Raw genomic sequence first — 12,909 nt, forward strand, 5'->3', positions numbered from 1 at the left:
ATTCAGGAAATTGGCAATGAGGATTGCGAAAATTTATCATATCGTTTATAATTGTACAGGAAGTGAAACGCAGAACACAAAGAGGCTGTGTTTATGAAATTCACAAATTTACGCAATCACGAAAGGGGATTTTATCATGGGTATCAGAAGAGTAGAAAATATGTGCGGCGGTAAAGGCCATGTGATCATCAAAGACATTCTTGAGGGAGACGAGCTGAAAGGAAAATGCGGACTTTACGCACAGGTTACTATCGAGAAGGGATGTTCCCTTGGATACCATGAGCATCATGGAGAGACAGAAACCTACTATATCTTAAGCGGTGAAGGCGAGTATGATGATAACGGTGTGAAACGTCCGGTAAAGGCCGGTGATATCACCATTACACCAGACGGAAAAGGTCATGGCCTTGCAAATACAGGAGAGACAGATCTTGTATTTATGGCACTGATCATTTTTGACTGATCATAAAACAAAAACAGAATAACAGGACAGAAAGGGCCGTACTGCATGATTATGCGGATGGCTCTTTTTGAATGAAAAGTTTAAATTGTATAAATAAAAAATATTTTTTGATTTTTTTAGAAAAAAGTGTTGACATAGGAAGGATGCTTTGCTATACTATCATTTGTCGCGAGGGAGAAGATAAAGAATTCCACAGAAATGCGATATGCGGAAGTGTCGGAACTGGCAGACGAGCAAGACTAAGGATCTTGTGAGCATTGCGCTCGTGTGGGTTCAAGTCCCATCTTCCGCATTTTTTATTTTGTGAGGACTGTGAGAGATCATGGTTCTTTTTTTTCTAAATAAAAGCAAGTGTAAAAAAGCTGAATCACAAAACCGGAAGATAAAGGAACCGGTTTGTGATTCAGCTTTTTTGTTAATGGATATTGTTTATTTTACTTTGACAGAAGAAGTTTTGCTCCAGGTGGAGTAGTAATTCTTTTTGCTGACCGTTTTGTATGTGCGGATACGGATGTAGTATTTTTTGCCACCGGACAATTTCTTCAGCACGGTAGATTTGGAACTGCTTTTGGCGGTAATTGTTTTGGCGCTTTTGAAGCTGCTTGAAGTGCTGTACTGAATCTGATAAGCGGTAACAGATTTTACCGGTTTCCAGGATATATTTGCCTGGCCTTTTGCAGTGGACTTCAGAGAAACACTGCTGACAGTCAGTGGACGTACTGTGATCAGGATCTTTGCAGATGCAGCTTTATAATTTACGCCCTGTGCAGCCTGAATGGTAACAGTGGCCTGTCCGGGGCTTACCGGAATGATACTGGTACCGGAAATTTTTACGATCTTGCTGTTGGAAGACTTGCAGGTGATCTTCCCGTCCGTCTTCTTGCTCTTGATGACCGCGGTTTTGCTGCTGCTCTGAGTCAGGGTAAGTGCTGTGGCTTTTGCTGTGAGTACGGCTTTTGCGCGGGCAATCTGGAAACTGGCAGTTTTTGTTCCTGTGTAACTGCCTTTTCCAGTGATCACGACGGAAGCAGTACCGGCATTTATGTTATTACGGTAGGAAACTGTGTAATCTGTGCCGGGAACCAGTTCTTTTCCGGAAGAAGTTACTGTGATCTTCGGCTTTTTTTCTGTACCGCTGTAGGTAAAGGATGAACTGGAAAGCTGAATCTCACATTTACTGAGATCTCTGGCAGTGATCTGGAAAGATTTTGTTACAGTACCGGAATAATTACCTTTTCCTGTGATGGTGACGGAAGCAGTACCGATGTTGGTGTTGTTATCATAAGAAACGGTGTAGTCAGTTCCTTTTTTTAACTGCTTTTTATTGACAGTTACTGTGACGTCCGGTTTCTTTTCGGTTCCATCGTAAGTAAATGAGGAAGCGGAAAGAGCAAGTTCGGCTTTCTCCAGGCTGGCGGCACTGATAGTGAAATTTTTCGTAACAGAACCGGAATAGTTACCTTTTCCTGTGACGGTAACAGTGGCAGAACCTGCGTTGGTATTGTTTACGAAGGAAACCGTATAATCGCTGTTGGCAGTCAGCTGTCTGTTTCCGGTTTTTACAGTAACGGATGGCTTTTTCTCAGTGCCGTCATAGGTGAAGGAATCGGCAGAAAGATCTACGCTGGATCTGCTCAGGTCAGCAGGCTGGATCTGGAAAGCTTTTTCAACAGAACCGGAGAATCTACCTTTTCCTGTGATGGTAACTGTAGCGGAACCTGCGTTGGTGTTGGCATGATAATACAAGGTGTAATCCTGCCCCTGTGTTAAAGTATTGCCGTTACATGTTACAGTGACGGCCGGTTTTTTCTCAGTGCCGTCAAAAACCAGCGATTCATTGGAAACGGTAATATCGCAGTTGCTGATCCGGCCATAGGTGATAGAAAAGGATGTTGTAAAATATCCGTAATAATTTCCGATGCCGCTGATACCGGCACGTGCATTTCCCAGAGTTGTATTATTTTGATATTCTACAGTGAAATCCCTGCCTTCAACCAAATCAACACCATTTTTAGAGATGGTTACTTTCGGTTCCTGAGGCTTACCGTCGTAGATACAGGAAGAAGGAGTAAGGGTACAGGTGGTGCCGTTTGAGTAGATAGGGGCTTTGTCAATGGTGTATTCCTTTGTTACACTGCCGGCGTATTTTCCGATTCCTGTGAAGGTCATGGTAAAAGTACCGGCGTTAACAGTATCTCCGCTGGTTGTAATGGTATAGTCAATGTCTTTTTGGAGAGTAAGGCCGGAACGGTATATGGTTATAGTCGGTGTTTTGTCTGTTCCGTTATAAGATCCGATATAGCCGCGGGAAATGGTGAATACATCCTCGCTTAACAGGTCTACATATAATTCAGAGGTAAATACAGCATCCGGATTATATTTGGACTGAACGGTAAGTGTGATCTTGCCTGACTTTTTGGGGGTGAGGACTGCAGTTTGATTGGAAGTCTGGTTTACAGAAATAACACTTTCATCTGAGCTGGAAATAATGCAGTCATACAGAAAGTCAGAATCACTGCCGAAATCATTAGGAAACCAGCTGGAAGCGGTGATCCTATAACTAAGTTCCTTAGTCAGAAATTCGCTCTTTTTCATAGCGGAGAAACTGGAATTGGAAGGAGCAATGCTTGCAGTGACCTGTGAGGGAACAACAGCTTTGGAAGAAGTACCGCAGACACGGCAGGTCTTGTCAACCTGATAGTTCTCAATGGTTGTGCCGTAAACATATTTATGTCCGTTTTCCACTCGCGTTGCATGGTTGGAAGAGAGATCCGACAGATTGATCTCATAAAAAGTATTATGGCTGTCTTTCCATGCGTACCAGATCAGTTTTCCGTTTATAACAGAAGGTGCACAGTCGGAAAGATTTCCGGCCATTTTGTATGTAGAGCCAGCCTGCTGGCCGGTTCCGTCAATGGCAGTATAATAAACATAACCCTGACTGGACCAGAGAAGCACGAAGCTGTTGCTGCCGGTTTTTACAAGATGCGGTGTAGCGGCGCTGTCAGAAGTGCCTGCATAGTCGGAAAAATACCGCACAACAGGTGTTCCTCCGGATTTTGAAACAGAGGAGACAAATACATTTCTGGAATGATTGTCAGCATCATAATTGCCTGCGACCAGATAGGAACTGTCGGAATATTCAAAACCGCCAAGGGATGCGCCGGTATAGTTGTTGCCGGATGATCCGGGGAAAGTCATAAGGTCAAATTCCTTGCAGGCATAGGAACTGGAACTCCAGGAATATTGCGGGACAAAAGATCCGCTGCTGATATCCGTGGGATACTGAAGAACCGTAATAGCACGGGGATAAGCATCACCGTGATCACAGCCCAGAAGAGTTCCGTTATCGATCTGGATGAACTGGTTAAAGGAATGGCTGACATATCCGAACTCAGAATTCTGGATTCCTGTAAGCTGATCCACAACAGACATGGTGGAGGTATCTACAGAAAAAGTTACGTTAGCCTGATGCCCTCCGTACATTTCATGGCAGGTGCGGATAAAAAGATAATTTCCGTAAGAAGCCATACGTGCGGAACCTGCGTCAAAGGGATAGGTGGTATTTGCACCGAAAAGGCTGCAGGAACCTTGGGATTTCCAGTCTTTGGAGTATTTGCTCACCCGGTAAACTTCTTTCGTATTATCTTTTTCGGTGTTGTTTGCGCCGGTAAGGATATAATAGTTGTCGTTGGTTTCGTAGAAAGCGCCGAATACAGGCAGTGGAAGATCGAGAGTCATCGTTTTCTTAAAGTTGTATCCGGAATCATAGTATTCAATCAGAAGCTTACCGTCAAGGGCACCACTTTGAACCCGCATGAGAGATCCGTCTGGGCTTGTTGTAAGATAGGATTCGACAGGAGAAGACCAGACACTGTAGTTCTGGTTTTCAAGGTTGCTTCCTTTATAAATGGTGCAGGTTGTATTTAATGAGTTCGATACCGGAATATCTGCTTCGATGACGGAACTGCTTTTTGCCATCTGGGCTTCTACGGAACCGTCCAGAATACCGGCTTGTACCCCACCTTCTTCTCCGGATGAAAAATCGTCTGTTCCATCGGAATCGGAAAAAGTCTCTTCTTCATTTCCGGCATTAAATTCCTCTTCCAAAGAAGAAGCATCGGAAGCGTCTGATGTGCTGCCGCTATTAGAATCTTTCGGTGATTGCAAAAGATCCTCAGAGGATTCCTCCTGTGTATCGATGCCGGTGGAATCGGCAGGATCAGAGTTTTCTTCGGAAGAGAGATCTTCGGAGATCTCAGAAGAAGGTTCTGCTTCCACGTTGTCATCCGCAGAAAAAGCGTCTGAATAAAAATCAGCTGCATTTACCGGAGCAGAAGTGCCCAGTATACATGCAGAAAGAAAAATGGATAGTAGTTGTGCTTTTTTGTTTTTCATAGGTACCTCCTTTTTATATGGTTTTACATATAAACCTGGCAATATTTTACTACAAAAAAAGAAAAAATGGTCAATTATTGTTGAAAAAAGAAGAAAAAGAGACAGAATCATAAGTTGAGAAAAAAATAAAAAAAAGTGTTGACATATAGGAACCACTTTGTTATACTATCACTTGTCGCGAGGGAGAAAATAAAAAATCCCAAGGAAATGCGGTCATGCGGAAGTGTCGGAACTGGCAGACGAGCAAGACTAAGGATCTTGTGAGCATTGCGCTCGTGTGGGTTCAAGTCCCATCTTCCGCATTGGAAATTTCCAAGAAATGCGATATGCGGAAGTGTCGGAACTGGCAGACGAGCAAGACTAAGGATCTTGTGAGCATTGCGCTCGTGTGGGTTCAAGTCCCATCTTCCGCATGACTTTAAGGCAGAGCTGTGAATCGCAGCTCTGTTTTTGGCTATATGAAAGTAAATCGAGGAGCGGTTTGCATATTTGTTCTCGTTTCATATACAATATGAGAATTTTGGACACCTTCAGGTTGGAACAGACGATAAAACCAATATTTTTTGAATTTTTTTTTCAGAAAAGAGGAATTTGCGGTTTTGTGTAGAATATAATTAACAGAGGGTATTTTATCGCCGCTGTTTGTCAGACTGTGGAGGAAGTGCTTATGAACATCAGAGAGAATATGGAGCAGAGAGAACGGGAACTGTTAAGTCCCTATGCGTCTCACAGCGCAGATACCAGAGGCAGAGACCGGCCGGAAGAGGAATGCGATGTGCGTACCGCATATCAGCGGGACAGGGACAGGATCCTTCACTGCAAGGCTTTTCGCCGCATGAAAGATAAGACGCAGGTGTTTCTGGCACCGCAGGGAGATCATTACCGTACCAGGTTGACGCATACACTGGAGGTATCACAGATTGCCCGTACCATTGCCAAGGCACTCCGGCTTAATGAAGATCTGGTGGAGGCCATTGCGCTGGGCCATGATCTGGGGCACACGCCCTTTGGACATGCCGGGGAAAGAGCGCTGGATCAGATACATTCTGGAGGTTTTGCCCACTATAAACAGAGCGTCCGGGTTGTGGAAGTACTGGAGAAGAACGGGAACGGACTGAATCTTACCTGGGAAGTCCGTAACGGGATCATGAATCACCGTACCAGTGGAAATCCTTCTACTCTGGAAGGCCAGGTTGTGCGTTTTTCTGACAAGATCGCCTATATCCATCACGATATGGACGATGCTCAGCGTGCGGGAATCATCACAGAAGATGACATTCCTGTTACAATGAGAACTTTTCTCGGATATACCACGAGAGAACGGCTGAATACTTTCGTACATAATATTATAGAGAACAGTATGGATAAAGACAGCATCTCCATGTCGCCTGATGTTTTTGAGGCGATGATGGAACTTCGGGCCCTGATGTTCCGGAATGTCTATGAGAATCCGGTTGCCAAGAAGGAAGAAGACAAAGCCATCAAGATGCTGAGTGAACTATACGAATATTATACAGATCACCCGGAGGCAATGTCCAGGGAATACAGAGAACTGGTGGAATACCGGGGAGTACCCAAGGAACAGGCAGTCTGTGATTACATTTCAGGAATGACAGATCAGTACTCCATGGAGAAATTCAGGGAGATCTACATACCGAAGTCCTGGGAGGTCTATTAAATGGAAAAGAGGGATAAACATGCGTTATTCAGATGACATCATAGAAGAAGTCCGAATGAAAAATGACATTGTAGACGTGATATCCCAGTATGTGAAACTGACACGGAAGGGAAGTTCCTATTTCGGACTGTGTCCCTTCCATAATGAGAAAACTCCTTCTTTTTCCGTGACGCCATCCAAGCAGATGTATTACTGCTTTGGCTGCGGGGCAGGAGGAAACGTATACAATTTTATCATGGAATATGAGAATTATTCTTTTGGTGAGGCTTTGTCACATCTGGCTGACCGGGCAGGAGTAGAGCTTCCGAAGATCGAATATTCCAGGGAAGCAAGAGAAAAAGCAGAACAGAGAGCGGCGCTTCTTGAAATCAACAAGCTGGCAGCTCAGTATTTTTACTATCAGCTCCGGCGAGAAGGCGGAAAAACTGCCTACGGCTATCTGACAGGCAGAGGTCTTTCGGAGGAAACCATCCGGAAATTCGGCCTTGGATATTCGGACAAGTACAGCGATGACCTGTACAAATATCTCAAGGGAAAAGGCTACAGTGATGAACTTCTCCGGGAATCCGGGCTGTTTAATGTGGATGAGCGGCGGGGAATGTATGACAAGTTCTGGAACCGTGTGATCTTCCCGATCATGGATGTAAATAACCGGGTCATTGGTTTTGGCGGCCGTGTCATGGGAGATGGCAAGCCCAAGTATCTGAATTCACCGGAGACGAAGATTTTTGACAAGAGCAGGAATCTCTACGGACTGAATGTGGCCAGGACCACCAGGAAGAATTACCTGATCCTCTGTGAGGGATATATGGATGTGATCGCCATGCATCAGGCAGGCTTTACCAATGCAGTGGCATCTCTTGGAACCGCTCTGACATCCGGACATGCAAGTCTTGTGAAACGTTACACCAAGGAAGTCCTGCTTCTTTACGACAGTGACGGCGCAGGCATCCGTGCGGCTCTCCGTGCGATCCCGATCCTTCGGGAGGCAGGGGTTACGTCCAGGGTGGTAAGCCTGAAGCCATGGAAGGATCCGGACGAGTTTATCAAGAATGAGGGCGCGGAGGCTTTTGAAGAGCGTCTGAACCAGGCGATGGACAGTTTTATGTTCCGTGTGCATATTGCAGAGCAGGAATTTGCGATGGATGCACCTCAGGGACAGAATCAGTTTTTTGAGCGGTGCGCCGAAATGCTGCTGGAACTTTCCGACGAACTGGAAAGGAATCTTTATATAGAAGCAATTGTGAAGGAATATGGCCGCTATGGAGTGGGCACGGAAGATATCCGGAAAAGGGTCAACACACTGGCTCTGAAAGGAACGCCTGCAGAGAAGCGGATCCAGCCGAAATCCGGGACTCCGGAAACAAAGAAAAAAGAATCCGCCGCAGATAAGGCCCAGAAGCTGATGCTTACCTGGCTCGTGAATTATCCGGGAATCTTTGAACAGGTGGAGAAATATATCTCACCGTCAGATTTTGTGGTGCCGCTGTATAAAGAAGTGGCCCAGATGCTGTTTGACCAGCATAAAGAAGGGGAGACCAATCCGGGAAAACTTCTCAATGCGTTTACAGACAGCGAGGAACAGAGAGAAGTAGCGTCACTTTTTAATGCCACCATTCATCTGGAAAACGAAGGAGAACAGCAGAGGGCTTTTTCCGATGCGCTGCTGCGGATCAAGGAAGAAAGCCTCAAAGAAAAAAACCGTACCTGGGACCCGTCAGACATGGCCGGGCTTCAGGAACTGATAAAAGCAAAAAAAGAACTGGAAGACCTTGGAAGAAAGAGGCAGCAGCTGCATATTTCTTTCAATTAAGGATAAAATATAAACACTATATGGAGGTATAGAGCACCTATGGAAATGAATATGGCAAAATTCAGCGAGAAACTTGTAGAGCTTCTTGAACTTGCAAAAAAGAAAAAGAATGTGCTGGAATATCAGGAGATCAGCGACTTTTTCAAGGACTCTCCACTGGAAGTGGATCAGATGGAGAAGGTTTTTGACTTCCTGGAGGCCAGCGGTGTGGACGTTCTCCGTATCACAGAAAATAGCGGTGACGAACTCCTCCTTGATAACGATATGGATATGGATGGGATGGAAGATGAAGAAGAGGTAGAGCTTGATAAGATCGACCTCTCTGTACCGGAAGGTGTCAGCATCGAGGATCCGGTCCGTATGTACCTGAAAGAGATCGGTAAAGTCAGTCTGTTAAGTGCAGATGAGGAGATCGAGCTTGCCAAGAGAATGGAAAAGGGGGATGAAGCTGCCAAGAAACGTCTGGCAGAGGCCAATCTCCGTCTTGTTGTCAGCATTGCAAAGCGTTATGTTGGACGTGGGATGCTGTTCCTCGACCTGATCCAGGAGGGAAATCTTGGCCTTATCAAAGCTGTTGAAAAATTTGATTACAGAAAAGGCTACAAGTTCAGTACCTATGCAACCTGGTGGATCCGTCAGGCTATCACAAGAGCCATTGCAGATCAGGCACGTACCATCCGTATCCCTGTGCATATGGTTGAGACTATCAACAAGCTGATCCGTGTTTCCCGTCAGCTGCTCCAGGAGCTTGGACGTGAACCTACGCCGGAGGAAATTGCTGAGGAGATGGACATGCCGGTAGACCGTGTACGTGAGATCCTTAAGATCTCTCAGGAGCCGGTATCTCTGGAAACTCCTATCGGTGAGGAGGAAGACAGTCATCTTGGCGATTTCATCCAGGATGATAATGTTCCGGTACCTGCAGATGCAGCTGCATTTACACTTCTGAAGGAGCAGCTGGTAGAAGTCTTAAGTACGCTTACTGACCGTGAGCAGAAGGTCCTCCGCCTCCGTTTCGGTCTGGACGACGGACGTGCCAGAACTCTGGAGGAAGTTGGTAAAGAGTTCAATGTCACAAGAGAGCGTATCCGTCAGATCGAGGCAAAAGCTCTGCGCAAGCTGCGTCATCCCAGCCGCAGCCGCAAGCTGAAGGATTATCTTGACTGATAAAAATATATCCGTACAGCTTTCCATGCGTCTTCGTGCCATTGCCGGTATGGTAACAAAAGGAAACCGGCTGGCAGACGTAGGATGTGACCATGGCTATCTGTCAATCTGGCTTGTCAGTGAAAAAACAGTTCCGTCAGCCATTGCCATGGATGTACGTCCGGGACCGCTTTCAAGAGCCAGGGAGAATATTACCCGTTATGGCCTTGAAGATTACATAGAGACCCGTTTGAGCGACGGGCTTGCGAAGCTTGAGCCGGGAGAAGGTGATACCCTGGTGATCGCGGGAATGGGTGGTCCTCTGATGGAAAGGATATTAAAGGATGGAGCGAAGGTCCGGGAGGGGTTTCAGGAACTGATCCTGCAGCCTCAGTCGGACCTTCCTCATTTCCGACATTTTCTTTCTGAGATCGGCTGGGAGATCGTAAGGGAAGAAATGATAAAAGAAGACGGAAAATTTTATCCTATGATGAAAGCGGTACGTAACAATTCGGGAGAAAAGACTGTTTACACAGAGGAAGAGGCCTGGTTTGGACCTCTCCTTCTGAAAAAATGTCACCCGGTCCTTAAAGAGTATCTTCTCCGGGAGGAAATGATCCGTAAGAAAATACTTGCCGGTCTTTCCGGGGCAGAGTCTGTTTCCGCAAAAACTCGTCTGGCAGAAGTAAAGGAGGAAATGGAGCTGATCCATACAGCTCTGAAACGATATGAAAGCATATGAACTGATCGAATGGCTGAATGAGCACCATCCGCAAAAATTTGCGGAGGACTGGGATAATGTGGGACTGCTGGTGGGAGATGACCAGAAAGAGATTTCCCATGTATTTCTTGCGCTGGATCTTACGGAACCGGTGTTGGATGAGGCGGTGGCTGCTGGTGCGGATATGATCCTTACCCATCACCCAATGATCTTTTCCGGAATCAAAAAGATCAACAATCATACCTTTACCGGAAGAAAGATCCTCCGTCTGATAAAGGAGGATATCCCGTATTTTGCCATGCATACCAATTATGATGTGATCGGAATGGCAGATTTAAGCGCAGATCATCTGAAGCTTCAGGATACAAGGGTGCTTACAGTTACCGATGAATCCGGGGAGCAGCCGGAGGGGTTCGGAAGAGTAGGAAAGCTTCCCCATGTTATGACTCTTGGTGAGTTTGGAAAATATGTAAAAGAATGCAATCATCTTCCGGATGTGCGGGTTTACGGTGATCTGGATCGGAAGATCGAGACTGTGGCGATCTGTACAGGAAGCGGAAAGAGTATGATCGGTGATGTAATGGCCGCCGGTGCGGATGTATATGTGACAGGAGATATTGATTATCATACTGCCATTGATACTATGGCAGATGGTCTGGCGATCGTAGATGCCGGACATTACGGTACGGAGTATATTTTTGCGGAAGCTATGGAGAAGGAACTGAATGAGGCATTCTCTGCGCTTAAGACAACCTGCGCCAGTGTGAAAAATCCATATACTGTTTTGTAAAAGCGGATCGCAAAAAGTGCTTGTATTCATGAATATGTAGTGGGACGGAATACGATTATACGTTTCGGAAAAATGAATTGTGAAACACATGGCTGTCCGAAAAATCGGGCAGCTGTATAAATATATAAGCCTGTGGAGGGGATCGTTATGGAACAGACAATGATTAAAGTGACCATAAACGGAGAAATAAGGGAATACCCCAAAATGACACCGTATTCTGAGATCATAAGGGATTATGAGGGCAAAACAGAGTATCCGGTGATCCTTGTGACCGAGAACGGAAGGCTCCGTGAGCTTCACAAGAAGCTTCAGCATGACTGTACACTGGGATTTATAACCGCAAAGGACAGTGCCGGTCGAAAAACCTATCGGAGAAGTGCGATCTTTATTCTTTTGAAGGCAATTTTTGATGTAGCTGGAAAAGAGAATGTGGATCATGTTGTGATCCATTATTCTATTGGAAATGCTCTTTATTTTACCATGAAAGGCAGTGCTACCCTGGATCAGGAGCTTCTTGACCGGGTAAAAGTGCGGATGTGGGAACTGGTAGACCGGAAGCTTCCGATCTGCAAACGCAGTGTCAGCACGGATGATGCCGTTTCCATGTTCCACAGGCATCATATGTATGATAAAGAAAAGCTGTTCCGTTATCGGCGGGTTTCCAGAGTGAATATTTACAGCCTGGAAAATTTCGAGGATTATTTTTATGGATTTATGGCACCGGATACCAGCTATGTGAAGTATTTTGATCTGCAGCTTTATGATGAAGGCTTTGTGCTGATCCTTCCGAGGCAGAAGAATCCGGATGTGCTGGAGCCTTTTGAACCCCAGGATAAGATCTTCCATGTGCAGAAGGAATCGGAAGAGTGGGGCGATAAGCTGGATGTTGCCACTGTGGGAGATCTCAATGACCGGATCACAAGAGAAGGTGTGCAGAGCCTGATGCTGATCCAGGAGGCACTCCATGAGGCCAAGATTTCTTCGATTGCCGAGGAGATCCGGAGAAGGGGCAATGTAAAGTTCGTAATGATCGCAGGTCCGTCTTCTTCCGGAAAGACCAGTTTTTCTCACAGATTATCTATTCAGCTTTCTGCTCATGGTCTGAAGCCGCATCCCATTGCTGTGGATAACTATTTTGTGGATCGTGAACATACGCCGCTGGATGAATTCGGAGAAAAGAATTATGAGTGTCTGGAAGCCATTGACACGCAGCAGTTTAATGAAGATATGCTGAATCTCCTTTCGGGAAAAACCGTGGATCTTCCTACATTTAATTTCAAGACCGGATGCAGGGAATACCGGGGAGACCAGCTTCAGCTTGGAAAAGATGATATCCTGGTCATCGAAGGCATTCACGGGCTTAATGACAAGCTGAGTTATGCCCTTCCAAAAGAGAGTAAGTTTAAGATCTATATCAGTGCGCTGACACAGCTGAACATTGATGAGCATAACCGGATCCCCACAACGGATGGAAGACTGATACGCCGAATTGTCCGTGATGCACGTACACGTGGAACTTCCGCAAAGGATACCATTGCAAGGTGGCCTTCTGTACGGAGAGGCGAGGAGCAGAATATTTTTCCGTTCCAGGAGGAAGCAGATGTGATGTTTAATTCAGCTCTTGTGTATGAGCTTGCCTGCCTGAAGGTTTATGCGGAACCGCTGCTTTTTGGAATTGACAAGAGTGAACCGGAGTATCAGGAGGCGAAGCGGCTTTTGAAGTTCCTGGATTATTTTGTGCCGGTGCCCAGTGAGGGTGTTCCGTTTAATTCGCTTCTGAGGGAGTTTATTGGCGGTAGTTGTTTTAATGTATAAATTAATTGTATGAATAAAAAAAGCTATGTGTAGATATAAGGCTCTATGCAGTGCAGATATCGGTTGGCACAAAGATGAGAAGATC

General features: G+C 45.7%; 8 protein-coding genes and 3 tRNA genes. 10 read left to right on the forward strand and 1 reads right to left on the reverse strand.

Going from position 1 to position 12,909, the window contains the following annotated elements; all coding sequences use genetic code 11:
- The first annotated feature begins 136 nt into the window (after positions 1–136).
- Together NCY57_RS04230 and NCY57_RS04235 are read left to right on the forward strand one after the other, a co-directional pair.
- Entirely contained in the window at positions 137–463 is a 327-nt protein-coding gene (locus NCY57_RS04230) for a cupin domain-containing protein (protein WP_021977941.1), read from the forward strand.
- Positions 464–670: 207 nt separating this feature from the next.
- Positions 671–755 (forward strand) — tRNA-Leu (locus tag NCY57_RS04235).
- A gap of 137 nt (positions 756–892) precedes the next feature.
- On the opposite strand, the gene NCY57_RS04240 is transcribed toward NCY57_RS04235, so the two are convergent.
- On the reverse strand, positions 893–4,861 hold the full coding sequence (locus tag NCY57_RS04240; RefSeq protein WP_250789510.1) for a fibronectin type III domain-containing protein: 3,969 nt from the start codon (positions 4,859–4,861) through the stop codon (positions 893–895).
- A 217-nt stretch (positions 4,862–5,078) separates the two neighbouring features.
- Here NCY57_RS04240 and NCY57_RS04245 point away from each other — a divergent pair.
- The 8 genes from NCY57_RS04245 (at position 5,079) to NCY57_RS04280 (ending at position 12,824) form a co-directional block, all read left to right on the forward strand.
- Positions 5,079–5,163 (forward strand) — tRNA-Leu (locus NCY57_RS04245).
- A gap of 26 nt (positions 5,164–5,189) precedes the next feature.
- Positions 5,190–5,274: transfer RNA gene (locus NCY57_RS04250), tRNA-Leu, on the forward strand.
- Positions 5,275–5,528: 254 nt separating this feature from the next.
- On the forward strand, positions 5,529–6,539 hold the full coding sequence (locus NCY57_RS04255) for a deoxyguanosinetriphosphate triphosphohydrolase (protein ID WP_250789511.1): 1,011 nt from the start codon (positions 5,529–5,531) through the stop codon (positions 6,537–6,539).
- A gap of 19 nt (positions 6,540–6,558) precedes the next feature.
- Positions 6,559–8,352 carry a DNA primase gene (gene dnaG / locus NCY57_RS04260; protein WP_250789512.1) on the forward strand — a complete coding sequence of 598 codons (1,794 nt, stop codon included), beginning with the start codon at positions 6,559–6,561 and terminating at the stop codon, positions 8,350–8,352.
- 39 nt (positions 8,353–8,391) lie between these two features.
- Positions 8,392–9,519 (forward strand): RNA polymerase sigma factor RpoD, encoded by a 1,128-nt coding sequence (gene rpoD / locus NCY57_RS04265; RefSeq protein ID WP_021651146.1) that lies wholly within the window; start codon positions 8,392–8,394, stop codon positions 9,517–9,519.
- Positions 9,512–10,240: a tRNA (adenine(22)-N(1))-methyltransferase gene (locus tag NCY57_RS04270; RefSeq protein WP_243113438.1), complete on the forward strand. Its 729-nt coding sequence runs from the start codon at positions 9,512–9,514 to the stop codon at positions 10,238–10,240. The genes rpoD and NCY57_RS04270 overlap by 8 nt, the downstream gene beginning before the upstream one ends.
- A complete protein-coding gene (locus NCY57_RS04275) occupies positions 10,227–11,009 on the forward strand; it encodes a Nif3-like dinuclear metal center hexameric protein (protein WP_129974614.1) in 783 nt (260 codons plus the stop codon). Before NCY57_RS04270 ends, NCY57_RS04275 begins: the two co-directional genes overlap by 14 nt.
- 147 nt (positions 11,010–11,156) lie before the next feature.
- Complete coding sequence (locus tag NCY57_RS04280; RefSeq protein ID WP_250789513.1) at positions 11,157–12,824, forward strand: nucleoside kinase; 1,668 nt, start codon at positions 11,157–11,159, stop codon at positions 12,822–12,824.
- Positions 12,825–12,909: the final 85 nt, after the last annotated feature.

It is taken from the genome of Blautia sp. MB18-30, assembly GCF_023669475.1.
In the GTDB taxonomy this organism is placed as follows: Bacteria; Bacillota; Clostridia; order Lachnospirales; family Lachnospiraceae; genus Blautia_A; species Blautia_A fusiformis.

Bases quoted from the DNA above. Each gene is read 5' to 3' on its own strand.
- dnaG (WP_250789512.1), top strand. From the start codon at position 6,559: ATGCGTTATTCAGATGACATCATAGAAGAAGTCCGAATGAAAAATGAC.
- NCY57_RS04275 (WP_129974614.1), top strand. From the start codon at position 10,227: ATGAAAGCATATGAACTGATCGAATGGCTGAATGAGCACCATCCGCAA.
- NCY57_RS04255 (WP_250789511.1), top strand. From the start codon at position 5,529: ATGAACATCAGAGAGAATATGGAGCAGAGAGAACGGGAACTGTTAAGT.
- NCY57_RS04230 (WP_021977941.1), top strand. From the start codon at position 137: ATGGGTATCAGAAGAGTAGAAAATATGTGCGGCGGTAAAGGCCATGTG.
- rpoD (WP_021651146.1), top strand. From the start codon at position 8,392: ATGGAAATGAATATGGCAAAATTCAGCGAGAAACTTGTAGAGCTTCTT.
- NCY57_RS04240 (WP_250789510.1), bottom strand. From the start codon at position 4,861: ATGAAAAACAAAAAAGCACAACTACTATCCATTTTTCTTTCTGCATGT.
- NCY57_RS04280 (WP_250789513.1), top strand. From the start codon at position 11,157: ATGGAACAGACAATGATTAAAGTGACCATAAACGGAGAAATAAGGGAA.